At 67.9% G+C, this 23,341-nt stretch carries 26 protein-coding genes; 13 read left to right on the forward strand and 13 right to left on the reverse strand.

The features are described 5' to 3' along the window. Positions 1 to 65: 65 nt before the first annotated feature. From AC3A6X_RS33370 to icd, 7 genes are all read right to left on the reverse strand, one after another. Complete coding sequence (locus tag AC3A6X_RS33370) at positions 66 to 584, reverse strand: N-acetyltransferase family protein (RefSeq protein ID WP_487846199.1); 519 nt, start codon at positions 582 to 584, stop codon at positions 66 to 68. Between the two features lie 14 nt (positions 585 to 598). Next, the gene (locus AC3A6X_RS33375; RefSeq protein WP_309961752.1) at positions 599 to 895 is read right to left on the reverse strand and encodes a putative quinol monooxygenase; all 297 of its coding nucleotides are present in this window, start codon (positions 893 to 895) and stop codon (positions 599 to 601) included. A 14-nt stretch (positions 896 to 909) separates the two neighbouring features. Next, a complete protein-coding gene (gene sbcB / locus AC3A6X_RS33380) occupies positions 910 to 2,352 on the reverse strand; it encodes an exodeoxyribonuclease I (protein WP_487846200.1) in 1,443 nt (480 codons plus the stop codon). 80 nt (positions 2,353 to 2,432) lie between these two features. After that, positions 2,433 to 3,890 (reverse strand): cardiolipin synthase, encoded by a 1,458-nt coding sequence (cls, locus tag AC3A6X_RS33385; protein WP_487846201.1) that lies wholly within the window; start codon positions 3,888 to 3,890, stop codon positions 2,433 to 2,435. A gap of 85 nt (positions 3,891 to 3,975) precedes the next feature. Next, positions 3,976 to 6,294: an ATP-dependent Clp protease ATP-binding subunit ClpA gene (gene clpA / locus AC3A6X_RS33390; protein ID WP_106559545.1), complete on the reverse strand. Its 2,319-nt coding sequence runs from the start codon at positions 6,292 to 6,294 to the stop codon at positions 3,976 to 3,978. 54 nt (positions 6,295 to 6,348) lie between these two features. Beyond that, positions 6,349 to 6,708 carry an ATP-dependent Clp protease adapter ClpS gene (gene clpS / locus AC3A6X_RS33395; protein ID WP_106559544.1) on the reverse strand — a complete coding sequence of 120 codons (360 nt, stop codon included), beginning with the start codon at positions 6,706 to 6,708 and terminating at the stop codon, positions 6,349 to 6,351. 235 nt (positions 6,709 to 6,943) lie between these two features. Further along, positions 6,944 to 8,203 carry an NADP-dependent isocitrate dehydrogenase gene (gene icd, locus AC3A6X_RS33400; RefSeq protein ID WP_106559543.1) on the reverse strand — a complete coding sequence of 420 codons (1,260 nt, stop codon included), beginning with the start codon at positions 8,201 to 8,203 and terminating at the stop codon, positions 6,944 to 6,946. Between the two features lie 195 nt (positions 8,204 to 8,398). Between icd and AC3A6X_RS33405 the strand changes: the two genes are divergently transcribed. The 3 genes from AC3A6X_RS33405 to AC3A6X_RS33415 all read left to right on the forward strand — a co-directional run bounded on the left by AC3A6X_RS33405 (position 8,399) and on the right by AC3A6X_RS33415 (position 9,583). Next, a complete protein-coding gene (locus AC3A6X_RS33405; RefSeq protein ID WP_487846202.1) occupies positions 8,399 to 8,716 on the forward strand; it encodes a cell envelope biogenesis protein TolA in 318 nt (105 codons plus the stop codon). 153 nt (positions 8,717 to 8,869) lie between these two features. After that, the gene (locus AC3A6X_RS33410) at positions 8,870 to 9,055 is read left to right on the forward strand and encodes a hypothetical protein (RefSeq protein ID WP_106559541.1); all 186 of its coding nucleotides are present in this window, start codon (positions 8,870 to 8,872) and stop codon (positions 9,053 to 9,055) included. A 75-nt stretch (positions 9,056 to 9,130) separates the two neighbouring features. Further along, entirely contained in the window at positions 9,131 to 9,583 is a 453-nt protein-coding gene (locus AC3A6X_RS33415; protein ID WP_487846203.1) for a DUF192 domain-containing protein, read from the forward strand. 71 nt (positions 9,584 to 9,654) lie between these two features. On the opposite strand, the gene AC3A6X_RS33420 is transcribed toward AC3A6X_RS33415, so the two are convergent. Together AC3A6X_RS33420 and xseA are read right to left on the reverse strand one after the other, a co-directional pair. After that, complete coding sequence (locus AC3A6X_RS33420; protein ID WP_487846204.1) at positions 9,655 to 10,236, reverse strand: superoxide dismutase; 582 nt, start codon at positions 10,234 to 10,236, stop codon at positions 9,655 to 9,657. Positions 10,237 to 10,283: 47 nt separating this feature from the next. Beyond that, positions 10,284 to 11,597, reverse strand: a complete 1,314-nt coding sequence (gene xseA, locus AC3A6X_RS33425; RefSeq protein ID WP_487846205.1) for an exodeoxyribonuclease VII large subunit — start codon at positions 11,595 to 11,597, stop codon at positions 10,284 to 10,286. A 314-nt stretch (positions 11,598 to 11,911) separates the two neighbouring features. Here xseA and AC3A6X_RS33430 point away from each other — a divergent pair, with 314 nt between their 5' ends. The 6 genes from AC3A6X_RS33430 to adk all read left to right on the forward strand — a co-directional run bounded on the left by AC3A6X_RS33430 (position 11,912) and on the right by adk (position 15,756). Then, positions 11,912 to 12,544: a MotA/TolQ/ExbB proton channel family protein gene (locus AC3A6X_RS33430; protein ID WP_106559537.1), complete on the forward strand. Its 633-nt coding sequence runs from the start codon at positions 11,912 to 11,914 to the stop codon at positions 12,542 to 12,544. A 94-nt stretch (positions 12,545 to 12,638) separates the two neighbouring features. Then, on the forward strand, positions 12,639 to 13,064 hold the full coding sequence (locus tag AC3A6X_RS33435) for an ExbD/TolR family protein (protein ID WP_487846239.1): 426 nt from the start codon (positions 12,639 to 12,641) through the stop codon (positions 13,062 to 13,064). Between the two features lie 2 nt (positions 13,065 to 13,066). Further along, positions 13,067 to 14,047 (forward strand): tetraacyldisaccharide 4'-kinase, encoded by a 981-nt coding sequence (gene lpxK / locus AC3A6X_RS33440; RefSeq protein ID WP_487846206.1) that lies wholly within the window; start codon positions 13,067 to 13,069, stop codon positions 14,045 to 14,047. Then, entirely contained in the window at positions 14,028 to 14,210 is a 183-nt protein-coding gene (locus AC3A6X_RS33445) for a Trm112 family protein (RefSeq protein ID WP_106559534.1), read from the forward strand. Before lpxK ends, AC3A6X_RS33445 begins: the two co-directional genes overlap by 20 nt. Positions 14,211 to 14,212: 2 nt before the next feature. Then, positions 14,213 to 14,977: a 3-deoxy-manno-octulosonate cytidylyltransferase gene (gene kdsB / locus AC3A6X_RS33450; RefSeq protein ID WP_487846207.1), complete on the forward strand. Its 765-nt coding sequence runs from the start codon at positions 14,213 to 14,215 to the stop codon at positions 14,975 to 14,977. Positions 14,978 to 15,099: 122 nt separating this feature from the next. Then, positions 15,100 to 15,756, forward strand: coding sequence for an adenylate kinase (gene adk, locus AC3A6X_RS33455; protein WP_487846208.1), 657 nt, complete (start codon positions 15,100 to 15,102; stop codon positions 15,754 to 15,756). 7 nt (positions 15,757 to 15,763) lie between these two features. On the opposite strand, the gene AC3A6X_RS33460 is transcribed toward adk, so the two are convergent. The 3 genes from AC3A6X_RS33460 to AC3A6X_RS33470 are packed head-to-tail and all read right to left on the reverse strand — an operon-like array spanning position 15,764 to position 17,667. After that, positions 15,764 to 16,237 (reverse strand): DUF6152 family protein, encoded by a 474-nt coding sequence (locus AC3A6X_RS33460; RefSeq protein WP_487846209.1) that lies wholly within the window; start codon positions 16,235 to 16,237, stop codon positions 15,764 to 15,766. A gap of 16 nt (positions 16,238 to 16,253) precedes the next feature. Continuing rightward, entirely contained in the window at positions 16,254 to 16,670 is a 417-nt protein-coding gene (locus AC3A6X_RS33465; RefSeq protein ID WP_487846210.1) for a hypothetical protein, read from the reverse strand. 4 nt (positions 16,671 to 16,674) lie between these two features. Then, entirely contained in the window at positions 16,675 to 17,667 is a 993-nt protein-coding gene (locus AC3A6X_RS33470) for an asparaginase (RefSeq protein WP_487846211.1), read from the reverse strand. A gap of 74 nt (positions 17,668 to 17,741) precedes the next feature. Here AC3A6X_RS33470 and lexA point away from each other — a divergent pair, with 74 nt between their 5' ends. The 4 genes from lexA (at position 17,742) to AC3A6X_RS33490 (ending at position 21,228) form a co-directional block, all read left to right on the forward strand. Continuing rightward, positions 17,742 to 18,416, forward strand: a complete 675-nt coding sequence (gene lexA, locus AC3A6X_RS33475; RefSeq protein WP_068679551.1) for a transcriptional repressor LexA — start codon at positions 17,742 to 17,744, stop codon at positions 18,414 to 18,416. 148 nt (positions 18,417 to 18,564) lie between these two features. Then, the gene (locus AC3A6X_RS33480; RefSeq protein WP_487846212.1) at positions 18,565 to 18,897 is read left to right on the forward strand and encodes a hypothetical protein; all 333 of its coding nucleotides are present in this window, start codon (positions 18,565 to 18,567) and stop codon (positions 18,895 to 18,897) included. Between the two features lie 154 nt (positions 18,898 to 19,051). Continuing rightward, complete coding sequence (locus AC3A6X_RS33485) at positions 19,052 to 20,059, forward strand: D-2-hydroxyacid dehydrogenase family protein (protein ID WP_106559527.1); 1,008 nt, start codon at positions 19,052 to 19,054, stop codon at positions 20,057 to 20,059. Continuing rightward, positions 20,056 to 21,228, forward strand: coding sequence for an MFS transporter (locus AC3A6X_RS33490; RefSeq protein ID WP_487846213.1), 1,173 nt, complete (start codon positions 20,056 to 20,058; stop codon positions 21,226 to 21,228). Before AC3A6X_RS33485 ends, AC3A6X_RS33490 begins: the two co-directional genes overlap by 4 nt. On the opposite strand, the gene AC3A6X_RS33495 is transcribed toward AC3A6X_RS33490, so the two are convergent. Further along, positions 21,218 to 23,299, reverse strand: a complete 2,082-nt coding sequence (locus AC3A6X_RS33495) for a hypothetical protein (RefSeq protein WP_487846214.1) — start codon at positions 23,297 to 23,299, stop codon at positions 21,218 to 21,220. The genes AC3A6X_RS33490 and AC3A6X_RS33495 overlap by 11 nt on opposite strands. Positions 23,300 to 23,341: the final 42 nt, after the last annotated feature.

The raw sequence follows: 23,341 nt of genomic DNA on the forward strand, positions 1-23,341 counted from the left end.
ACTCTAGGCAGCGGGCCCAGACCCCAGCCTGACGGCCGGATGACATTGCTGTCAGCTTCGGCGCTTCAAGCCGGCGGATCCAGCAAGCGCCACATGTGGATCTTGCCGAGGAAGACGCCGCCGACCGCGACGGCAAAGGGCTCGACACCGAAGGACGCGAAGCCGCACTGCGCATAGAGCGCCTGCGCCGCGGCATTCCCTTGCGTCACGGTCAGCTGGACCAACTTGACGCCGTCGCGCGCCGCCGCCTGCGCAAGGGCAGCCAGCACCAGCTGCCGGCCGAATCCGGCGTGCCGCGACGACGGCGCGACATACATGCCGAACAGGCTTGCCTTGTGGCGCGACTTCTCGCGCGTCTCGAACAGGAGGCCGGCGGCGCCGGCGAGCCGATCGCCGTCGAAGGCGCCCAGCACGACCTGAGCGGCCTGGGGCGAGGCATCGAGCCGCGTCTCCCACCAGGACAGCGGCGGCGTCGCACGCTCCGTGGCGGTGGAGGTGAAGGCATCGGGATGACGCTCGTAGGCCTCCAGCATCAGGGCCCGGTAGGCCTGCGCGTCATCGGGAACGAGGCGGCGAATCTGCATCCGTTCACAGCCTCTCAGAGCGGCAGGGGCCGGGCGTCGTAGATCTGCAGCGTCGGCGGCTGCGCGGCCAGGCCGCCCACCGCCTTGGCGAAGCTGCGCGAAGCCGGCACCGCGAAATGGGCGAGCAAGGACTCGCGATCGGCCCATTGCTCGACGAAGACCAGGCGCAGCGGGTTCTCTTCGTCGCGATGCACCGCATGGGAGATGCAGCCGGGCTCGGCGCGCGAGCGCCGGACATGCTCGAGGCTGAGGGCCAGGACTTCGTCCAGGGTGCCGGGTTGGGCGACGATGTCGCCGGTCACGAGAATCATGGCGTGTCCTTGTCTCAAACCGAGGGCGCGATGGCCTCGGCGTATTCGTAAAGCGCCCCGAGGATTTCCTCGCCGCGCTCGTCGGCCGTTTCGGCCAGCACGTCGATCTCGGCGAAGAGCTGGCCGACATTGCGCGCCCCGCCCTCGCCTTCGAGCAGGCGCGCCGTGCGGTGGGCCTCCCAGCGCTCCACCTGCTCGGCATCGAGCGTATCGGGAAAGTTGCGCGCGCGGTAGCGGAACACCAGCTCCTCCAGCCGGGGGTCGTCGAAGCCGGTGCGCGAACGCGCCAGCTCGGCCGGCGACAGGCCGCGCAGTTGCGTGAGCCGCCGGCGATCGCCGTTGCCGACGAAGCCGCCATAGAGGTCCTCGTCGACATCGAGCGTCTCCGCGCGCGGCCGCTCGTAGACCTGCGGCCAGATGGCGCTCATGTCCGGCAGCGCCGCCGCCAGCGCCGCGTGGCGCATCGCCGCATCGAGGTCGATGCCCCAGCGCGTCGCCATGGCCGGCGCCAGGGTCTTGAGGTTGCCGACCACCATCGGCGACTTGTTGAGGTGCACGCCCTTCAGCGGCAGGCGCAGCACGCCTTCCGGCAGATCGGCGCTGCGGGTGAAGAGGCGCAGCCGCAGCGTCGCGACGTCGAGGTCGCGCAGCTCGCTGGGGTCGTGCGCGAGGTCCCAGGCGAGCAGCTCGTTCTTGTTGCTCGGATGGCTGGCCAGCGGCCACATCACGGCGAGGCATCCGCGCTCGGCCGGGAACATGCCCGAGACGTGCAGGAAGGGCCGCGCCGTCTCGCGCGTGGCCGGCAAGCCCAGCTCGCCGGCCACGCGGTCCTTCTTGTGCAGCCCCAGCGCAAAGTCGAAGAGCTTGGGCTGGCGGGTGCGGATGAGGCGCGCCAGCGCGATGGTGGCGCGCACGTCCGAGAGCGCATCGTGGGCCGCCTCGTGCAGCAGCCCGTTGGCGCGCGCCAGGTCTTCCAGCTTGAAGCTCTGCGAGCCGTCTTCCTTCTTCGGCCACTCGATGCCCTCGGGGCGCAGCGCATAGCACAGGCGCACGACATCGAGCAGGTCCCAGCGGCCGCAGTCGTTCTGCCACTCGCGCGCGTAGGGGTCGATGAGGTTGCGCCAGAACAGGAAGCGCGTCACCTCGTCGTCGAAGCGGATGGTGTTGTAGCCGACGCCGATGGTGCCGGGCTGCGAGAACGCGGCCTCGATCTGCGCGGCGAACTCATGCTCGGGCAGGCCGCGTTCGAGGCACAGCTGGGGCGTGATGCCGGTGATCAGGCAGGACTCCGGGCTCGGCAGGTAGTCGGGCGCGGGCTTGCAGTAGATCATCAGGGGCTCGCCGATCTCGTTGAGCTCGGCGTCGGTGCGAACGCCCGCGAACTGCGCGGGCCGGTCGCGCCGCGGCACGACGCCGAAGGTCTCGTAGTCGTGCCAAAGAAAAGTCTGCTTCGTCATCAAAAGTGATTTCTCCCTCTTTATTACTTTTGCGCCCTTCGCGAAGGCTTCGCGTCCGGCAAACCGATCCCGATCCCGTTTCAGAGAAGCGGTGAAAACAGCCGCGCCGTCGCGTCGCCCAGGCGCCGCGCGAACCCCTGGCGCCGCTGCCCACGGACCGGCGAGGCGCTGTGCAGATCGGTCTCGAACTGCGCCGCGAGCGGCTTGGCGAGCGCCGGGCCGTAGATCACGGCGCACACCTCGAAATTGAGCCGGAAGCTGCGATTGTCGAAGTTGGCGGTGCCGATCATCGCGCAATGGTCGTCCACCACCAGCGTCTTGGAGTGCAGCATGCGCGCCTTGTACTCCCAGATCTTGACGCCGGCGGCGATCAGCTCGTCGTAGTAGGAGCGCGCGGCGGCGCTCACGACCAGCGAATCGCTGCGCCGCGGCACCAGCAGGCGCACGTCCACGCCGCGCAGTGCCGCGCTGGTCAGTGCCATCAGCGCCGGCTCGCCGGGCACGAAGTACGGCGTGGTGAGCCAGGCGCGATGCGAAGCCGAGTGGATGGCAGCGACGTGGATGCGGTGGATGGCTTCGAGGGCGCTGTCGGGCCCGCTGGTGACGATCTGCACCGGGATATCGCCCGCGCCTTCGTTGCCGGGCAGCCGCGGCAGCAAGGCATCGAGCGTCTTGTTGATGCGGCGCGGGTCCTCGCCGGTCGCGTAGGTCCAGTCCTCGAGGAAGGTGGTCTGCAGCCAGCGCACCGCGCTGCCCTCGATGCGCAGGTGGACGTCGTGGTAGGCGTCGGGCCGGATGCGGCGGTCTTCCGCGTCGGTGATGTTGACGCCGCCGGTGAAGCCGACGCGCCCGTCGCACACCACGATCTTGCGGTGGGTGCGGTAGTTGATCACGGGCCGCAGGCGCCGGCCGATGCGGGTGTCGTGAAACAGTGCGACTTCGATGCCCGCCTCGAGCATGGGCGCCATGAAGCGGCGCCCGATGCGCTTGGAGCCCAGTGCGTCGAGCAGCAGGCGCACGGTGACGCCCTCGCGCGCGCGTTCGATCAGCAGGTCGCGCAGCGCCGTGCCGGTCCTGTCGGGCTCGAAGATGTAGTACTCGAGATGGATGTGGTCGCGCGCCTCGCGGATCGCCTCGAAGATGGCGTCGAAGGTGCGGGCCCCGCCGGACAGCAGCTCGGTGGCCGTCGCGCTCGACACCGGCAGCCCGCAGGCCGCCGTGCCGAGCGCAGCCATCTGGCGCAGCGCCGGCGGCGCGCGCTCGGCTGCCGCGCGCAGGCTGGCCAAGTCGGCCGGCGCCTGGGCGATGGCGCGGCTGCGCAGCCGCTTGAGGCGCTGCTTCTTCAACCGTTGCGGCCCGAGGAAGTAGTAGATGAGGAATCCCGCGAACGGCAGCAGCGCCAGCGAGAGGATCCAGCTCATCGTCGAGACCGGCGCGCGCTTCTGCATCACGATCCAGACGGAAAGCACCGCGATGTAGCCGCTCCACGCGAAGGAGAGGCCGGTCTTCCATTCCTGGCTGAGCTCGGGGAGGATCAAAGGGCGAAGAGAGGTTCGTGCAAGAAAAAAGGCCGGTAGCGCGAATGCTACCGGCCTTGGGACTGGCGTCGCCCAGGATCGCGGATCAGCCCGTAGCGGCCTCTTCGGCTTCGGGCTTGGCGCGGCCTTCCTTCTTTGGCAGGGGCTGGATGTCCAGCTGCACCTCTTCCTTGTCGTCGAGGTCCACCGTGAGACGCCCGCCTTCCTGCAGGCGTCCGAACAGCAGCTCGTCGGCCAGGGCGCGGCGGATCGTGTCCTGGATCAGGCGCTGCATCGGGCGCGCGCCCATCAGCGGGTCGAAGCCCTTCTTCGCCAGATGCTTGCGCAGCGTGTCGGTGAAGGTGACGTCGACCTTCTTCTCGGCCAGCTGGGTTTCGAGCTGCAGCAGGAACTTGTCGACCACGCGCAGGATGATCTGCTCGTCCAGCGACTTGAAGCTCACGATCGCGTCCAGGCGGTTGCGGAACTCCGGCGTGAACAGGCGCTTGATGTCGCCCATCTCGTCGCCCGCCTGGCGCGGGTTGGTGAAGCCGATGGTCGCCTTGTTCATGGTCTCGGCGCCCGCGTTGGTGGTCATCACGATGATCACGTTGCGGAAGTCGGCCTTGCGCCCGTTGTTGTCCGTCAGCGTGCCGTGGTCCATCACCTGCAGCAGCACGTTGAAGATGTCCGGGTGCGCCTTCTCGATCTCGTCGAGCAGCAGCACCGCGTGCGGCTTCTTCGTGATCGCCTCGGTGAGCAGACCGCCCTGGTCGAAGCCGACGTAGCCCGGAGGCGCGCCGATCAGGCGGCTCACGGCATGGCGCTCCATGTATTCGGACATGTCGAAGCGGATCAGCTCGATGCCCATGATGTAGGCCAGCTGCTTCGCCGCCTCGGTCTTGCCGACGCCGGTGGGGCCGCTGAACAGGAAGGAGCCGATCGGCTTGTCGTCGCGGCCGAGGCCGGAACGCGCCATCTTGACGGAGGAGGCGAGCACCTCGAGCGCCTTGTCCTGGCCGAACACCACGCTCTTGAGGTCGCGTTCGATGTTCTGCAGCTTGCCGCGGTCGTCGTTCGAGACGTTGGCCGGGGGAATGCGCGCGATCTTGGCGACGATTTCCTCGACCTCGGTCTTGCCGATGGTCTTCTTGCGCTTGTTCGCCGGCAGGATGCGCTGCGAAGCGCCGGCCTCGTCGATCACGTCGATGGCCTTGTCGGGCAGGTGGCGGTCGTTGATGTACTTGGCGCTCAGCTCCGCCGCGGCCTGCAGCGCGGCCACGCCGTACTTCACGCCGTGGTGTTCCTCGAAGCGGGACTTCAGGCCCTTCAGGATGTCGACCGTTTCCTGCACGGTCGGCTCCACCACGTCGACCTTCTGGAAGCGGCGCGACAGGGCTGCGTCCTTCTCGAAGATGCCGCGGTACTCGGTGAAGGTGGTGGCACCGATGCACTTGAGCGCGCCGCTGGACAGCGCGGGCTTCAGCAGGTTCGACGCATCCAGCGTGCCGCCCGAGGCGGCGCCGGCGCCGATCAGCGTGTGGATCTCGTCGATGAAGAGGATCGCGTTGGGCTTGTCCTTCAGGGACTTGAGCACGCCCTTGAGGCGCTGCTCGAAGTCGCCGCGGTACTTGGTCCCGGCCAGCAGCGCGCCCATGTCGAGCGAGTACACGTGGGACTCGCCCAGGATCTCCGGCACGTCGCCCTGCGTGATGCGCCAGGCCAGGCCCTCGGCGATGGCGGTCTTCCCGACGCCGGCCTCACCCACCAGCAGCGGGTTGTTCTTGCGGCGGCGGCACAGGATCTGGATCACGCGCTCGACTTCGTACTCGCGGCCGATCAGCGGATCGATCTTGCCGTCCTTGGCCATCTGGTTGAGGTTTTGCGTGAACTGCTCGAGCGGGGACGACTTCTCGTTCTTCTCGCCGCCGCCCTCCTCGCCCTCGGAGGACGATTCGCCGCTGCTCTTGGTGGCCTCCGGCGGGTCGCTCTTCTTGATGCCGTGCGCGATGAAGTTCACCACGTCCAGGCGCGTCACGCCCTGCTGGTGCAGGTAGTAAACGGCGTGCGAGTCCTTCTCGCCGAAGATCGCGACCAGCACGTTGGCGCCGGTGACTTCCTTCTTGCCGTTGCCGGTGGACTGCACATGCATGATCGCGCGCTGGATCACCCGCTGGAACCCGAGCGTGGGCTGGGTGTCCACATCGTCGGTGCCTGCCACCTGCGGGGTGTTGTCCTTGATGAAATTGGTAAGCGACGCGCGAAGGTCGTCCACGTTGGCCGAGCAGGCGCGCAGAACTTCGGCGGCGCTCGGGTTGTCCAGCAAAGCGAGCAGCAAATGCTCCACCGTGATGAACTCATGGCGTTGCTGCCTGGCTTCCACAAAAGCCATGTGCAAGCTGACTTCCAGTTCCTGGGCAATCATGTTATTTCCTTTGGCTTTGCTGTAAATGAATTCTCAGATGGGTTGGAGCGCGATTTATTCAACCGGTTCACTGACGCACTGCAACGGATGCCCGGCCTGGTGAGCCGCTTCCATCACCTGATTGACCTTGGTGGCTGCCATGTCGCGGGAATAGACGCCGCAGATGCCGCGGCCGTCGAGATGGATCTTGAGCATGATCTGGGTGGCGGTTTCCCGGTCCTTGTTGAAGAACTCCTGGATCACGACGATCACGAACTCCATCGGCGTGTAGTCGTCGTTGAGCATCACTACCTGATACATCTGCGGCGGCGCGGTCTTCTGCGGACGCCGCTCGATCACGACCGCATCGCCGTCGTCCCGCCCCGGCTTCACGGCCGGCGGCGTTGGGGGAGTCGAGGGGATTTTGGTAGCCATGAAAATCATTTTATCGAGCCGACCGGCGCTTGCAGCGCCCGTGATGGCACAACTGGTGGCAGCTTTGTGACATTCAAGACGCAGGCGGCGGGATTGCCCCGGGAAGCGCATGCAAGCGGCGTGCCTTCCCCCCGGCGACTCCGGCGCGCTGCGGCGCAAGGAAAAAAGCCCCGGCGCCTTGCGGAACCGGGGCTTGGCGCGGAAGGCATCGTCGACGCTTCGCGGACCGCTTTTTTTACATGTTGTCAATCATGACTTGGCCGAAGCCCGAGCAGCTCACCTGGGTCGCGCCCTCCATCAGGCGGGCGAAGTCGTAGGTCACCTTCTTGCTGGCAATGGACTTCTCCATCGAGCGGATGATCAGGTCGGCAGCCTCGGTCCAGCCCATGTGGCGCAGCATCATCTCCGCCGAAAGGATCTCGGAGCCGGGGTTCACGTAGTCCTTGCCGGCGTACTTCGGCGCGGTGCCATGGGTGGCTTCGAACATGGCGACCGTGTCGCTCAGGTTGGCGCCCGGCGCAATGCCGATGCCGCCGACCTGGGCGGCCAGCGCGTCGGACACGTAGTCGCCGTTCAGGTTCAGGGTGGCGATCACGCTGTACTCGGCCGGACGCAACAGGATCTGTTGCAGGAAGGCGTCGGCGATCGAATCCTTGACGGTGATTTCCTTGCCGGATTTGGGGTTCTTGAACTTCATCCAGGGGCCGCCGTCGATCAGCTCGGCGCCGAACTCCTTGGCCGCCAGGCCATAGGCCCAGTCGCGGAAGCCGCCCTCGGTGAATTTCATGATGTTGCCCTTGTGCACGATCGTCACGCTGGGCTTGTCGTTGTCGATCGCGTACTGGATCGCCTTGCGCACCAGGCGCTCGGTGCCCTCGCGCGAGACGGGCTTGATGCCCAGGCCCGAGGTGTTGGGGAAGCGGATCTTCTTGACGCCGAAGTCGTCCTGCAGGATCTTGATGAGCTTCTTGGCTTTTTCGCTCTCGGCTTCGAACTCGATGCCGGCGTAGATGTCCTCCGAGTTCTCGCGGAAGATCACCATGTTGGTCTTGTGCGGCTCCTTGACCGGGCTGGGGACACCCTCGAAATACTGGATGGGGCGCAGGCAGACGTACAGGTCGAGTTCCTGGCGCAGTGCAACGTTCAGCGAGCGGATGCCGCCGCCGACCGGGGTGGTCAGCGGGCCCTTGATCGACACCACGTAGTCGCGCACCGCGTGCAGGGTTTCCTCGGGGAGCCAGACGTCGGGGCCATAGACCTTGGTCGACTTCTCGCCGGCGTAGACCTCCATCCACTGGATCTTCTTCTTGCCGCCGTAGGTCTTGGCCACCGCCGCGTCGACCACCTTGATCATCACGGGCGTGATGTCGAGGCCGGTGCCGTCACCCTCGATGAAGGGAATGATGGGCTGGTCAGGCACATTGAGCGAATTGTCGGCATTCACCGTAATCTTCTGGCCGTCGGCCGGGACCTTGATGTGCTGATAGCTGGACATGAGAGCGGGAACTCCGGGGAATGAATTGAGGCGGGAACAACACTATGTTTCCGGCCGGCTGAATAGCCGTAGAATTTTAGACGCAACCTGAGGAGGTGGAGGGCTCTGTCAACCGTGGCCATATAGCCCTCGTTGTTGACGGACCTTCTGCTGGCCGGGAGGCGTTTTCAAACCATTTCCACAGAGGATCCTGTAATGAGCAAAGTTCTCGCAGTCATGATGGCCGGCTTGTTCGCCACCGCCGCATTCGCGCAGACCCAACCCGCCGAAGTCAACCCCCAGGGTCAGGGCAAGGCCGCTGAGCGAGCCGAAGCCAGGAAGGCTGCCAAGCCTGCTGGCCAAGTGAGGGCTCCGGGTGGAGATCAGTCCAAGGTTTCCGAAGGCAGCGGCGGCACGACCGCCAGCAAGGCGCTGGATTCGGGCGAAGCACGCAAGCAAACGCGCGACGCACGCCGTCCCGCCAAGGGCGGCGGCAAGAAGCCGGTTCCCGTCCAAGGCGGTACGCCTCAGTAAGCCTTCCGGCTCTGAATCAAGAAAGCGCTCTTTGGAGCGCTTTTTTTTTGCCCGCGCACCGCAGCCCTGTCAACTGACCCTCTCCGAAGTCGTTGAACGCGGGCGCCCTCGACGAGGGATGCAATCCATATTTACGATTTCAAAGGATTTTTCATGAATAAGCTGCTCGCCGCGCTGGTCGCCGGTTTCTTTGCTGTCGGCGCTTTTGCCGCCCAGGACGCTTCCGCGCCCGTGGCCGTCCCCAGCGCCTCCGTCCATGCGGTGAAGACCACCCAGAAGGCGGCGAAGAAAAAGGTCCGCCACGTCGCCCACAAGCCGCACGCCGCGAAGAAGGTGTAAGCTCCCCTACCCATTACCCATGCCCGCCTGCGCGGGCATTTTTGTTTGCGCCGCCCCTTGCATCAGAGCCATCCCATGTTCAAGCGTCCTATCGTCCTGCTCGCACTGTTCGCCTCGTTGATGGCATCAGCGCTCGCCCAGCAAGCCCAAACCGATCTCCAGCGCGTCAAGCTGTCCGCGGGCATGTACCAGATCGATGCCCAGGTCGCCCAGACCGCGGAGCAGCGGCAGATCGGCCTCATGTTCCGCAAGGAGATGCCTCAGGCCGAGGGCATGATCTTCGTGTTCGAGCAGCCCGCCACCCAGTGCTTCTGGATGCGCAACACCCTGCTGCCGCTGACCGCCGCCTTCGTCGCCGACGACGGACGCATCGTCAACCTGGCCGACATGAAGCCGCAGACCGACGACTCCCATTGCTCCGAGGAACCGGTGCGCTTCGTGCTCGAGATGAACCAGGGCTGGTTCGCCCGCAAGAACATCAAGAAGGGCGCGAAGCTGAGCGGCGAGCTGTTCGTGAACAGGCGCTGAGGCGCGTCGGCGCGACCCAAGAAAAAGCCGACCCGCGGCTCGGCTTTTTTTCATTCCGGCAGCGGATCAGCTCAGCCGAAGTTCTTCGCGGCGAAGTCCCAGTTCACGAGCTTGGCCAGGAAGGTCTCCACGTACTTGGGGCGCAGGTTGCGGTAGTCGATGTAGTACGCGTGCTCCCAGACGTCCACCGTCAGCAGCGGCTTGTCGCCCGTGGTCAGCGGCGTGCCCGCGGCGCCCATGTTGACGATGTCCACCGTGCCGTCGGCCTTCTTCACCAGCCAGGTCCAGCCCGAACCGAAGTTGCCCACCGCCGACTTCACGAAGGCTTCCTTGAAGGCTGCGTAGTTGCCCCACTTGGCGTCGATCGCCTTGGCCAGCGCCCCGGTGGGCTCGCCGCCGCCGGCGGGCTTCATGCAGTTCCAGAAGAAGGTGTGGTTCCAGATCTGCGCGGCGTTGTTGTAGATGCCGCCGCTGGACTTCTTGACGATCTCCTCGAGTTCCATGTTCTCGAACTCGGTGCCCTTCTGCAGGTTGTTCAGGTTCACCACATAGGCGTTGTGATGCTTGCCGTAGTGGTACTCCAGCGTTTCCTTGGAGTACTCGGGCGCCAGCGCGTCCAGCGGATATGGCAGGGGTGGAAGGACGTGTTCCATGTCTTTTCTCGCAGGTTGGTTGTGGGACAAGGCATTCTAGAAAGGAATCAAGGCACTCGCGTCGGACGTGGTCTCGACGTGTCCGTTGCGACGACCGTCATGTCGGCCGTGCCGTCGGCGAGCCGCGCCTGGACGGCGTCGCCGGGCGCCAGATGCTGCGCACGGGTGATCGCCTTGCCGTCCGCGCCGGTGAGCCATGCGTAGCCACGCTCGAGCACCAGCGCCGGATCGAGCAGCTGCAATCGCAGCGCCGCCCGCTCGAGCCGCTCCCTGCGCTGCGCCAGTGCGCGGGCGAACTTGAGCGGCAGCTCGGCCTGCAAGGCTTGCTGCGTCTGGGTGAGCCGCTGGGTCCGCGACAGCGCCGCATGGCGCAGGCGCTGCGCATGCTGCGCCAGCCGCAGTTGCTGGCGCAGCACCAGCGTGGAGGGGCGGGCGAGCCGGGCAGCCGCATCGTCGACGCGCTGGTCCATGGCATCCAGGCGCCCCGAAAGCGCTCGACGCAGCCGCTCATCGAGCAAGGTCAGCGCGGCCAGCCACAGCTCGCGCGGCGCGGCAACGAGTTCGGCCGCGGCGGTGGGCGTCGGCGCACGGAGATCGGCGCAGAAGTCGGCGATGGTGAAGTCGGTTTCATGGCCGACGCCGCTGACGACCGGCACCGGGCTCTGCACGATCGTGCGCGCCAACGCCTCGTCGTTGAAGGCCCAGAGATCCTCGATCGAGCCGCCGCCGCGCACCAGCAGGATCACGTCCACCTGCGGCCGCAGCGCGTAGAGCGAATGCAGCGAGCGCACCAGTTCCCCCGGCGCGCCGGCGCCCTGCACAGCTGCCGGTGCCAGCACGACGGGAATGTTCGGCACGCGCCGCCGCAGGGCTGTGACCACGTCATGCAGCGCGGCAGCGCCCAGCGAGGTCACGATGCCGATCGCCCTCGGCATGGCGGGCAGCGCCCGCTTGCGGCCGGAGTCGAACAGGCCTTCGGCCTCGAGGCGCGCCTTGCGCTGCAGGAACTGCTCGAACAGCGCGCCCTGCCCGGCCCGGCGCAGGCTCTCGACCACCAGCTGAAGATCGCCGCGCGGCTCGTACACCGCCAGACGACCGCGGACCTCGACCTGGTCGCCATCGCGCGGCGAGAAATCGAGCAGGCCCGCGGCGCGCCTGAACATGGCGCAGCGCAGCTGGCCGCTTTCGTCCTTCAGCGCGAAGTAGCAGTGGCCGCTGGCTGCGCGCGAGAAGCCGCTGATCTCGCCGCGCACCGCGACCGGATTGAAGCGCGCCTCGAGCGCATCCGCGACGGCGCGGCACAGGGCGCCTACGGCCCACACTCGCGGACCGGGTGCCTGCGGCGCGTCAAATTCGCTCATAGGGCGAAAGCATCACAAGCTGACAGTCGTCCACAAGCAGGGAGATGGCCCCAGTGCCTGCGGAGCATTGGCCCGGCATGCACGAGTTCACGTACAAGCCGTTGATTTGAATGGAGAAAGTGCTGCTCAAAATTCGGTCGATCCAGCGCGAGGCCGGTGAAATGAGGCTGGTGGCAGGTTGCGCGGTGGGTTAGCCACAAAGTTATCCACAGAAGTTGTGGGCCGCGGCCGACAGGCGTAACAAATCGGAACATCTGCCGCCGACGGTGGATAATCGCCGCGCATTTGCAGTCCACGGGCCGGAGGATTTCTTCTTGTTTTCGATCATAGTTGCTGCGGGCTGGCCGATCTGGCCGCTGCTCGCCTGTTCAGTGGTGGGGCTCGCACTGGTCATCGAACGATTCACCAGCCTGAAGACCTCCAAGATCCTGCCTCCCAAGCTGCTCGACGAGGCCATCACGGTTTCGCGCAACGCCATTCCGGGGCCCGACGTGGTGACCAAGCTGGAAAAGAACTCGGGGCTGGGCGAGGTGCTGGCGGCCGGCTTCCGCCACCTGAATACCAACCCCCAGTCGACCGAAGACGACCTGCGCGCCTCGATGGAAGCAGCCGGACGCATCGTCGCCCACCGCCTCGAACGCTACCTGCCGGCGTTGGCGACCATCGCATCGGCGGCGCCGTTGCTCGGCCTGCTGGGCACGGTGATCGGCATGATCGAGATCTTCGGCTCGCAGTCGCCCAGCACCGGCGCGGTCGGCTCCGGCAATCCCGCGCAGATGGCGCACGGCATTTCCATCGCGCTCTACAACACGGCCTTCGGCTTGATGGTCGCGATTCCGGCCCTGATCTTCTGGCGCTACTTCCGCACGCGGGTCGACGAATACCTGCTCAATCTCGAGCTCGCCGGCGAACGCTTCGCCCGCCACCTGAACACGCTACGGTCATGAACTCCCCCACGCTTGCCACTTCGTGTGCTGCGCTGCCCCCCGAGGGGGCTCCAGCCTCCTTCGGGCGGCCCGGCGGAGGCTGGGTATGAGGCGGATGCATTTCACCCACGGCTCGAAGGAAGAGCCCGAGATCAACCTGATCCCCTTCATCGACGTGCTGCTGGTCGTGCTCATCTTCCTGATGCTGTCGACCACCTACAGCAAGTTCACCGAGATGCAGCTGCGCCTGCCGGTGGCCGACGTGGAGGCCCAGCGCGACTATCCCAAAGAGGTGATCGTCGGCGTCTCCGCCGACGGGCGCTACTCCATCAACAAGACCGTGCTGCCCGAGCGCAGCGTGGAAGCGGTGGCCGAGGCCCTGGGTGCCGCGGCCAACGGCGGCAAGGACAGCGTGGTCATCATCAGCGCCGATGCCAACACCGCCCATCAGTCGGTCATCACGGTGATGGAAGCCGCGCGCCGCGCCGGCCTCATGCAAATCACCTTCGCCACCCAGTCGGCAGCCCGGGCGGGACGCTAGTCTTGGACCTGCAGCGGGCCTGGCTGCAACGCGGCGTGCTCGCGGGGCTGCTGTGGCCCCTCTCCCTTCTCTACGGCGCGCTGGCGGCTGTCCGCAGCGCGCTCTACGGCCTCGGCATCCTGGCCACCGAGCGCGTCGGCGTTCGGGTGATCGTGGTCGGCAACGTGATCGCCGGCGGCTCGGGCAAGACCCCGGTCGTGATGGCGGTCGTGCGCCATCTCCAGGCCCGCGGGCTGAGGGTGGGCGTGGTGTCGCGGGGCTACGGCCGGGCGACCGACGACTGCCGCGAAGTGCATGAGGACAGCGACCCGCGCGAGGTCGGCGACGAGCCGGCCCTGATCCGCCGCTCGACCGGGACACCCGTCTTCGTCGCGCGCCGCCGCATCGAGGCCGCGCGCGCGCTGCTGGCGCGCCATCCGGACACGCAGTGCATCGTGAGCGACGACGGCCTGCAGCACCTGGCGCTGGCGCGCGACGTCGAGATCTGCGTCTTCGATGACCGCGGCACGGGCAACGGCTGGCTGCTGCCCGCTGGTCCGCTGCGCGAGCGCTGGCCGCGCCGCTGCGACCTGGTGCTCCACACCGGCATGCGGCCCGCCTTCGCCGGCTTCACCGCGCGGCGCTCGCTGGCCGAGCAGGCCTTGCGGCTGGACGGCACGCCGGTCCCGCTCGCATCGCTCGCCGAGCGGCCGCTGGTGGCGGTCGCCGCCATCGCGAAGCCCGAGGCCTTCTTCCAGATGCTGCGCGAGCGCGGGCTGCAGCCGCAGCAGTGCATCGGGTTGCCCGACCACCACGATTTCACCGAATGGCAGCCGCCGCCGGACACGGGATACACGCTGCTGTGCACCGAGAAGGACGCGCTCAAGCTGTGGCGCCGCGCGCCCGATGCGCTGGCGCTGCCGCTGCTGTTCGAACCCGAGCCGGCCTTCTTCCGCGCACTCGACGCAAAGCTATCATCGCTCGATGGACACCAAGCTGCTTGAACTGCTCGTCTGCCCCGTGACCAAGGGACCGCTCACCTGGCACCCCGAGAAGCAGGAGCTGTGCTCGCGCAGCGCCCGCCTCGCCTACCCGGTGCGCGACGGCATCCCGGTGCTGCTCGAGACCGAGGCCCGCACGCTGTCCGACGAAGAACTGGGGCTCTGAGCTTGCGCTTCTCCGTCCTGATCCCGGCGCGGCTCGCCTCCACGCGGCTGCCCGACAAGCCCCTGGCGGACATCGCCGGCGTGCCGATGGTGGTGCGCGTTGCGCAGCGTGCGCGGCAGTCCGGCGCCGAGCGCGTCGTGGTGGCCGCCGACGACGCCCGCATCGTCAGCGCCTGCGAGGCGCACGGCGTCGAGGTCCTGCTGACGCGCACCGACCACCCGAGCGGCAGCGACCGGCTCGCCGAGGCCTGCGTGCAGCTCGGCCTGGCGGACGACGAGATCGTCGTCAATGTCCAGGGCGACGAGCCGCTGATCGATCCGGCGCTCATCGATGCAGTGGCCGAGACGCTCGCCTCCCACCCCGATGCCGCGATGAGCACGGCGGCGCATGCGATCGACTCGCTCGAGGACTTCCTCAACCCCAACGTCGTCAAGACCGTGCTCGACGCCCGGGGCAATGCGCTTTACTTCAGCCGGGCACCGATCCCGTGGTGGCGCGACGGCTTCGCAAAGAACGGGCCGACGGCCTTGCCGAGCGCCCCGGCGCCGCTGCGCCACATCGGCATCTATGGGTATCGCGCGGCCTTCGTGCGGCAGTTCCCGAGCCTGGCGCCGGCACCGGTCGAGGCCACCGAGGCGCTGGAGCAGTTGCGCGCGCAGTGGCACGGACACCGCATCGCCGTGCACGTGAGTGCGCATGCCCCCGGCCCGGGCATCGATACGCCCGAAGATCTTGCGCGGGTCCGCACCCTGTTCGGTACCGCCTGATCGCCCGCAATCGTGCGGGTTTGCCCGAGAGCGCGTGCTATCCTCGAAGCAACTCCGCCCATGCAACGCCTTTGCCGGCATGCGGGGCGCGACAGAAGTTCGAAGAACCGTCCGAGGACACCATGAGACTGATTTTGTTGGGCGCCCCCGGGGCGGGCAAGGGCACGCAGGCTGCCTTCATCTGCCAGAAATACGGCATTCCTCAAATCTCGACCGGCGACATGCTGCGCGCCGCCGTCAAGGCCGGCACGCCGCTGGGCCTGCAGGCCAAGGCGGTGATGGCCTCCGGCGCGCTGGTGAGCGACGACCTGATCATCAACCTGGTCAAGGAACGCCTCGCGCTGCCGGACTGCGCCAATGGCTTCCTCTTCGACGGCTTCCCACGCACCATTCCGCAGGCCGACGCCATGCGCGCGGCCAACGTCAAGCTCGACTACGTGCTCGAGATCGATGTGCCCTTCGCCGACATCATCGAGCGCATGAGCGGCCGCCGCTCGCACCCGGCGTCCGGGCGCATCTACCATGTCAAGTTCAACCCGCCGAAGGCCGAGGGCAAGGACGACGTGACGGGCGAAGACCTGATCCAGCGCGACGACGACAAGGAAGAGACCGTGCGCCACCGGCTCGACGTCTACAGCCAGCAGACCCGGCCGCTGGTCGACTACTACGCGGCCTGGGCCAAGGCCGAGCCCGAGGCCGCGCCAAAGTACCGCGCGATCAGCGGCGTCGGCACGGTCGAAGAAATCACCCAGCGCGCGTTGGCTGCCCTGACGAGCTGATCGATCCTCAGGCCGGGCTGGAGCGCAGCCCGTAGACCTTGCCGTCGACGAACAGGTACTCGACGCGCATCACGGCCTCGCCCTTTTCCTCCTTGAAGGTGAAGCCCACCGCCGAGACGGCGGTGCCGGGCTTGATCTCCGCGACCTTCCAGGCTTCCATGCGCGTCAGTGGCGCAAGCTCGAGCTCCCACTGGCGATCGATTCGGCGAGGCACCGCGGCCCGTGCGAGCAGGCCCGGCCCATCGACCGGTGCGCTCTGTGCCGGCAGCGTCCGCTTTGCCAGGTCGGCCGGCACCTTCAGCCCCGGCGGGATATCGATCAACAGTTCCACATGCGGGTTCTGCCAGCGGGCGCTCGCCACCGTCCCCTCGAGGTAGATCGGACGGTCCTGATCAAAGCTGCTCCAGCCATGGTGCGCAAAGGCGAGCGGGGTGGCCAGTGGCAAGGATGCGGCGGCGATGACGATGTGGCGACGTTTCATCGGACAAGCTCCTTCTTCAATACGCGATCCATCGGCCGCAGAACACGACGGCCAGCCAGATCGCAGTAGACAACAGCATCTGTACCCGCGCCAGCCCATCGAGTTTGCGCAGCGACCCGCGCGCATGGAACCACCCGGCGTTGAAGCCGGCGGCCAGCAGCAGGCCCATCTTGACCAGGAAGGCACGGTTGGCCAGCAGTTCCGCCGGCTGGGTGGCGAACATCAGCGAACCGCTGGCCGCCGCGAGCCCGAAGCCGCCGATGGCGAGCGAAAGCGACAGCTTGGCCATGGCCTGCATCGGCAAGACGGCAGCGCGCCCGAACACCCGCATCTCGAGCGCCACCAGGTTGCCGAGCAGCAGCGCGATGCCGACGATGTGCACCACCTCCAGCGCCGGGTAGACCCAGGCGTGCGAGCGCAGGGCCTCGAACATGCCTTCAGCCGCCGGGCTCCGTCGCCATCAATTCCAGCGCCAGGGCGATGCGCGCCTTCACCGGCGTCAGCGCGCCGGCATCGCGCAGCACAGCGCCGGGCGTGGGAAGAATGCGGCCCTGCAGACAGCGGGTGGCACGCAAAACCGCAATGCCCGCCGCCTGCGCGCGCAGCGCGGCGGCTTCCAGCGCTTCGTGCAGCGTGCCGTTGCCGGTGGCCGCGAGCACCAGGCCCTGGACCGGCTCGGCAGCGCCTGGCTGTCGCTCCTGGATCAAGACATCGACGATGCTGCCGCGCGCCTCCGCGTGGCTCAGCACGATCTCCACGCGAGGCCAGCGCTCGGCCTGCTGCATCAGCTCGAAGCAACGGCGAGCCGGCTCGGACGGGGAGGCGGGCCAGTACCTGAGCTCGCGCAAGGCGCCCTCCTCCACATAGGCCACCGGTCCCGCATCGCCGGAATCGAAGGCATCGACCCGGTAGGTGTGCACCTTCTGCACATCGAAGGCGCTGTGTACCGTGCCCGCGCAGACCGCTACGACGCCCCGCGCACCGGCACTGGCCGCAACAGCAACGGCATCGCGAACGTTCTGCGGGCCATCGGGCGTCAGCGCCGTGGCCGGCCGCATGGCGCAGGTCAGCACGACCGGCTTGGACGGCGCCAGCACCGATTGAAGGAAGAAGGCGGTCTCCTCCAGCGTGTCGGTCCCGTGGGTGATGACCAAGCCCGCGACATCGGGCTCGGCCAGCCAATGGGCGCAGCGTTCGGCCAGCCGGCGCCAGATCGAAAAGCTCATGTCCTTGCTGTCGACCTGCGCCACCTGCTCGGTCTGCAGCACGATGCCTGGGGGCGCGGCGATGCCCTCCAGCAGCTCGGTCACGCCCACCTCGCCGGCGGTGTAGCCCACGTTGTCGCCCGCGCTGGCGGCGCGGCCCGCGATCGTGCCGCCCGTGCCCAGCACGATCACGCGACGCCTGATTTCGCTGTTGTTGTCGGCCATGGCTTGCCAAAGCTCCGGAAACTGGTTAAAAATACAGGTACTGGATATGCAGCCAGTGCTGCAAGGAGTCGTCAATGCAGTTCGCCGCCAAGCTTACCGCCCGCCAGCAACAGATTCTGGATCTGATCCAAAGCGCCATCGCGCGCACCGGTGCGCCGCCCACGCGCGCCGAGATCGCCGCCGAACTGGGCTTCAAGTCCGCCAACGCGGCCGAGGAACACCTCCAGGCTCTGGCACGCAAGGGCGTCATCGAACTCGTGAGCGGCACTTCGCGCGGCATCCGCCTCAAGGGCGACGCGCTGCGCTCGCTGAACGAATCGCGCAACAACCAGTTCTCGTTGTCGCTGCCCGGCATGGCACAGCTCGCGCTGCCGCTGATCGGCCGCGTGGCAGCGGGCTCGCCCATCCTGGCGCAGGAGCACGTGGACCAGACCTACTACGTGGAGAACACGCTGTTCCAGCGCCAACCCGACTACCTGCTCAAGGTGCGCGGCATGTCCATGCGCGACGCCGGCATCATGGACGGCGACCTGCTGGCCGTGCAAGCCACCAAGGAGGCCCGCAACGGCCAGATCGTCGTGGCCCGGCTGGGCGACGAGGTCACGGTCAAGCGCCTCAAGCGCAACAAGCAGGTCATCGAGCTGCATGCCGAGAACCCCGACTACCCCACCATCATCGTGCAGCCCGGCGAGCCTTTCGAGATCGAAGGCCTCGCTGTCGGCCTGATCCGCAACACGATGCTGATGTAGCTCCGCACAAGGCGGCATGGGCGAAATCGACCCCTGCCGCCCCACCGGCTGCGACAGGTGGCGGGCGTATGGCCGAGGGCCATCACCCTGTCGCGGCCGATGACAGCAATCCTGCCTGTGTTCAATCTCTGACCTTCATGGAGTTCACATGGGAATCGCTCTGCTCAGCCTCGTCGACCTGTTCACGCCCCTTCAATCGCTGGCCAGCCGCTGGATGCCGTCGCGCCGCCGCAGCGCCGCCGGCCTGCGCTACGTCGGCATCCGGCCCAGTTGCGCCGCGCGTCCTGCCGCACCAACGTCCCACTTGTCGGCGCCGGCCCGTCCTTTGCGCGTGGTGCGCATGGTCGATGCGCAACCCAACGGCCCGGGCACGGGCCGGGTCGTGATCTCCGGCCGCATGGCCGATGTCTGCGCCGAGCTCGACCGGCTGGCCGCATTGGAAGCCGCCGGCGCAACGCCGTCGTCCGGCCGCCTGCATTGACGACAGCGACCCGCCGCCGGGCGCGCCGAGCGCCCGGGCACGGGTACATCCGCGGGCATTCTGCGGGCGTTGAGCGGGCATATCCCAGAAGCGCCCTGCGCTTCTGGCGCACGGCACGCAGCCCTGCAGATGGTGCGAGGCACAATGGCACGCCATGAACATCGTGATCCTCGACGACTATCAGGACGCAGTGCGCAAGCTGCGCTGCGCCTCCAAGCTCGACGCGTATGCCGCCAAGGTCTACACCAACACCGTCAAGGGCATCGGGCAACTCTCGGTGCGGCTCAAGGATGCCGACGTGATCGTGCTGATCCGCGAACGCACCCAGATCTCGCGCCAGCTGATCGAAAAGCTTCCCAAGCTCAAGCTCATCTCGCAGACCGGGCGCGCCGGCCAGCACATCGACGTCAATGCCTGCACGGAGCACGGCGTGGCGGTCGCCGAGGGCTCGGGTTCGCCGCTTGCGCCGGCCGAACTCACCTGGGCGCTGATCATGGCGGCGATGCGCCGGCTGCCGCAGTACATCAGCAACCTCAAGCATGGCGCCTGGCAGCAGTCGGGACTCAAGTCCGCGTCCATGCCGGCCAACTTCGGGCTGGGTTCCGTGCTCAAGGGCAAGACGCTCTGCATCTGGGGCTATGGCCGCATCGGCCAACTGGTGGCGCGCTACGGGCAGGCCTTCGGCATGCAGGTCGTGATCTGGGGCCGCGAGGAAAGCTGCGCGCGCGCACGCTCCGACGGCTTCCAGGTGGCGCCCAACCGCGAAGCCTTCTTCGCCGCGGCCGACGTGCTGTCGATCCACCTGCGGCTCACCGAGGAGACCCGCGGCCTGGTCACGCTCGAGGACCTCTCGCGGATGAAGCCCACCGCGCTCTTCGTCAACACCTCGCGCGCCGAACTCATGGAGCAGGACGCCCTGCTCGCGGCGCTTAACCGCGGCCGGCCCGGCCTGGCGGCCATCGACGTCTTCGAGAGCGAGCCGCCCCTGCAGGGCCACGCCCTGCTGCGGCTGGAGAACTGCATCTGCACGCCGCACATCGGCTACGTCGAGCAGGACAGCTACGAGATGTACTTTGGCCAGGCCTTCGACAACGTCGTCAGCTTCATCAAGGGCAACCCGACCAACATCGTCAATCCGGGCGCGCTGCAGGTGCGACGTTGAAACGCCCCGGCCTGCCGCCGTCCCTCTGGGCGCTGCTGGCAGGCAACTTCGTGATCGGCACCGGGGTCATGGTGGTGCCCGGCACGCTCAACGAGCTCAGCACTTCGCTGCAGGTCAGCGCGGCCACGGCCGGCCAGCTGATCACTGCCGCGGCGGCTGTGGTGTGCTTCGGCGCACCGCTGCTGGCCGCCGTGGTCGCGGGCTGGGACCGGCGGGTGCTGCTGGCCTGCACCATGCTCTGGTATGCGGCCGGCCACCTGGCCGCGACGCTGATGCCGAGTTTCGGCGGACTGCTGGCGGTGCGCATGCTCACGGTCATCTCGCCCGCCATCTTCACGCCCCAGGCCGCGGCCTGCGTCGGCCTGCTGGTGCCGCTGGAGCAGCGCGGCCGCGCCGTGACCTTCGTCTTTCTCGGCTGGTCCATGGCCTCCGTGCTCGGCCTGCCGCTGGGCACCTTGATCGGGGGCCATTTCGGCTGGCGCACGGCCTTCGTCGCGATCGCCGTGCTGTCGGTGCTGAGCGCGGTCTGGATCTGGCGCGAGTTGCCGACCGGCATCCGCCCGCCGGCCCTGACGCGCGCTGCCTGGGCGCAGGTGCTCAGGAGTCCGCTGCTGATGGGCGTGGTGGCCGTCACCGCGCTGCAGGGCTCGGGCCAGTTCGTGCTGTTCAGCTACTTCGCCCCCGTGTTGCGCGAGACCGTCGGCGCCGATGCCACCTCTCTCGGCCTCGTGTGGGGCTGGTTTGGCGTCTGCGGCCTGCTGGGCAACATGCTCGTGAGCCGGAGCATCGACCGCGTCGGCGCGCCGCGCATGGTGCTCATCACCACCTCCTTGATCGCACTGAGCCTGTTGCTGTGGCCGCTGGGCGTCACGCTCGCCGGGCTGGCGCTGATCCTGGTGCCATGGGGCCTGGGCTGCTTCGCCACCAACTCGGCGCAGCAGGCGCGCCTGGTGTCGATGGCGCCGGCGCTCGCGCCGGGTTCGGTCGCGCTCAACAGCTCCGGCATCTACGTGGGGCAGGCCGTGGGCGCCGCGGCCGGCGGCTGGCTGCTGGCCCATGACGCGATCGCCTGGATGAGCTGGGTCGGCTTCGCGATGCTGGTGTGCGCGCTGCTGCTGAGCCTGGCCGTCGACCGGTCCCAGGCCCGCAGCGCCGCCTTCAGCGCTTGATCGGCTTGGGCGCAATCTCGGCTTCGGTGTCCGGATCGAAGAGCTCGAAATCGATCACGTTCGGATCGGTCGAAGGCGCCGGCGGTGGCTTGGGCGTGTCGATCGGCGCGCGCATGGTCTCGAAGGCCGTCCTGTCGAAGTCGGCCAGGTCCAGGCTGGCGCCGGGCTGGACGCGCGCCGACTCGCGGCCTGGGACATCCGGCGCCGGCGTGGGGCTGTCTGGAACCAGCACGGTCTCGTGCTCCAGCGAGTCGTCGATCGCGCCGTAGATCGAGGCCGGCAGCATCGGCCCGTCCTCGACCGGCTCGGGCGGACGCTCGGCTTCGAGCGGCGCGGGCGTCGTGGCCAGTTGCTCGTGGCCGAAGGTGTCGACGAAGGAATGCGGCGTGACAGGCGCGGGGGGCGCGCTGTCAGGATCGATCACCTCCTTGGCAACCGAATAGAGCAGCAGCAGTTCCTGGTAGGCAGCGAGGTCGAAGGCCTCGTCTTCATCTTCATTCACCCCGGGCTTGCGGAAGATCAGTTCCTCGATCAGCGCCAGGGTGCCGGGCGCCGGCCATTGCGATTCGATGCGCGCGAGTGTGCTGCGGTAGTGCTCCAGGCCCTTGCCCGTCTGATCGAACTGCTCGAACTCGGGCACGTAGGCATTGAAGGCCCGCTCGAATTCGTCGGCCAGGCGCGCGTAGTCTTCCTTGCGGTCGAGCCCGTGGTAGATGCGCAGCAGGTCCAGGTAAGCCAGCGCGCTGGTGCCGGGATTGGTGGCGATGTGCTCGCGCAACACCGCGATCGCCTGGTCGTGCTGGCCCAGCGAGAGGAAGAAGTCGGACTGCTGCTGGACGTCGAACAGCTCTTCGGTGTTGACCGGCCGCAAGGGATGACCATCGGGCGCGCGCGCGGGATGCGGCGGATGGGGCTCGCCGAAGCCGCTGTCCTCCTCGGGCTCCAGGCCCGCGAAGGTGGCCGCACCGAAGCTGGTGGCGTTCGCGCTGCGCCGTCGGGCGGGAGGCTCGATCTCTTCATCGTCATCGCCGAGCAACTCGCCCAATTTGTCCGGCCGCGTGGGACCCTCGTCGCCCTTGGGCGCCGGCTCGCGCCACCAGGCCGCCTCAGCCCGGCGCGCAGCGAGGCGCCAAAGAAGCAGGATGGCGATCAATGCGAGCAGCAGCAGGCCGACCAGGGCGTAGACCAGCGGGTTGCGGTAGCGTTCCTCACGCGCCTGCACGAGCTCGGTGCGCAGTTCGAGCAGGGCGCGCTGGTTCTGCGCCGTCTGCTCGCGCAGCGCGTTCAACGTGGCCTGCAGCGCCTGCATGCGCTGAGCTTCGCGCTGCGCCGCCTCGGGCTCGGCGCTGAGGGCTCGCCATTCTGCGGCGGCGGCGCTGCGGCGGGCCGGGTCCTCGGCAGCGGGCAGCGTCAGCTGTGGCGTGGCCTTGAGGCCCGGCTGCGCGACCGGGACCGGCTCCATCGCCTCGAGTTGCAGGCGCGATCCGCTCGGCGTGGCCGCGCGTGCCGGGGCCGGGGCCGGGGCCGGGGCCGGCGCCGGCGCCGCTGCAGGGGCAGCAGGTGCGCGCGGCGCAGCAGCACGCGCAGCCGCAGCCGGCGGCCGCACCGCCGCAGGCCGTGGCGCCGGCGCGCTTCGACGCGGCGGCGGCGCCTCGGCGTCTTGCGTGCCTGCACCGGACGCGGCAGCACCGTTGCGCCGCGCGGATGCCCCGCCCTCGAAGCCGGAAGAGGAGCCCGCCCCAGCCACGCGCGAGGACGCGCGCGGCGGCTCGGCGGCCGCGCGCGGCATGGCCACGCTCGGCAAGGAAGCTTCCGTCGGAACATCGGCGAGCAACACATAGCTGCGCGTGGAGCGCGTTTCGCAACCGGCGCGCACGTTCACGTTGACGACCGGCTCGTCGATGGTGGTGCTGGAGCGGATGCGCATGCGCGAGCTAGCGGGGCTGGACCCAGGCTCGAGCGATATCGACACGCTCCGGTCGGGGATGCGCAAGTCGCCCTGCACCACCTCGGCTTCCAGGCACAGTGCGCCGCTGGTCTCGGCCTCGTCCAGCGAAAGCGGAACCACCAAGTCCAGAGGCTTGCCGATCCAGACAGCGCCCTGAGGCCGCCC

The organism is Variovorax sp. Soil_C_12, from assembly GCF_057657375.1.

Bases quoted from the DNA above. Each gene is read 5' to 3' on its own strand.
- AC3A6X_RS33460 (WP_487846209.1), bottom strand. From the start codon at position 16,237: ATGAAACGTCGCCACATCGTCATCGCCGCCGCATCCTTGCCACTGGCC.
- AC3A6X_RS33485 (WP_106559527.1), top strand. From the start codon at position 19,052: ATGAACATCGTGATCCTCGACGACTATCAGGACGCAGTGCGCAAGCTG.
- AC3A6X_RS33415 (WP_487846203.1), top strand. From the start codon at position 9,131: ATGTTCAAGCGTCCTATCGTCCTGCTCGCACTGTTCGCCTCGTTGATG.
- AC3A6X_RS33420 (WP_487846204.1), bottom strand. From the start codon at position 10,236: ATGGAACACGTCCTTCCACCCCTGCCATATCCGCTGGACGCGCTGGCG.
- clpA (WP_106559545.1), bottom strand. From the start codon at position 6,294: ATGATTGCCCAGGAACTGGAAGTCAGCTTGCACATGGCTTTTGTGGAA.
- icd (WP_106559543.1), bottom strand. From the start codon at position 8,203: ATGTCCAGCTATCAGCACATCAAGGTCCCGGCCGACGGCCAGAAGATT.
- xseA (WP_487846205.1), bottom strand. From the start codon at position 11,597: ATGAGCGAATTTGACGCGCCGCAGGCACCCGGTCCGCGAGTGTGGGCC.
- AC3A6X_RS33405 (WP_487846202.1), top strand. From the start codon at position 8,399: ATGAGCAAAGTTCTCGCAGTCATGATGGCCGGCTTGTTCGCCACCGCC.
- AC3A6X_RS33445 (WP_106559534.1), top strand. From the start codon at position 14,028: ATGGACACCAAGCTGCTTGAACTGCTCGTCTGCCCCGTGACCAAGGGA.
- AC3A6X_RS33435 (WP_487846239.1), top strand. From the start codon at position 12,639: ATGCATTTCACCCACGGCTCGAAGGAAGAGCCCGAGATCAACCTGATC.
- AC3A6X_RS33480 (WP_487846212.1), top strand. From the start codon at position 18,565: ATGGGAATCGCTCTGCTCAGCCTCGTCGACCTGTTCACGCCCCTTCAA.
- AC3A6X_RS33410 (WP_106559541.1), top strand. From the start codon at position 8,870: ATGAATAAGCTGCTCGCCGCGCTGGTCGCCGGTTTCTTTGCTGTCGGC.
- AC3A6X_RS33370 (WP_487846199.1), bottom strand. From the start codon at position 584: ATGCAGATTCGCCGCCTCGTTCCCGATGACGCGCAGGCCTACCGGGCC.
- clpS (WP_106559544.1), bottom strand. From the start codon at position 6,708: ATGGCTACCAAAATCCCCTCGACTCCCCCAACGCCGCCGGCCGTGAAG.
- AC3A6X_RS33375 (WP_309961752.1), bottom strand. From the start codon at position 895: ATGATTCTCGTGACCGGCGACATCGTCGCCCAACCCGGCACCCTGGAC.
- lexA (WP_068679551.1), top strand. From the start codon at position 17,742: ATGCAGTTCGCCGCCAAGCTTACCGCCCGCCAGCAACAGATTCTGGAT.
- adk (WP_487846208.1), top strand. From the start codon at position 15,100: ATGAGACTGATTTTGTTGGGCGCCCCCGGGGCGGGCAAGGGCACGCAG.
- sbcB (WP_487846200.1), bottom strand. From the start codon at position 2,352: ATGACGAAGCAGACTTTTCTTTGGCACGACTACGAGACCTTCGGCGTC.
- AC3A6X_RS33465 (WP_487846210.1), bottom strand. From the start codon at position 16,670: ATGTTCGAGGCCCTGCGCTCGCACGCCTGGGTCTACCCGGCGCTGGAG.
- AC3A6X_RS33470 (WP_487846211.1), bottom strand. From the start codon at position 17,667: ATGGCCGACAACAACAGCGAAATCAGGCGTCGCGTGATCGTGCTGGGC.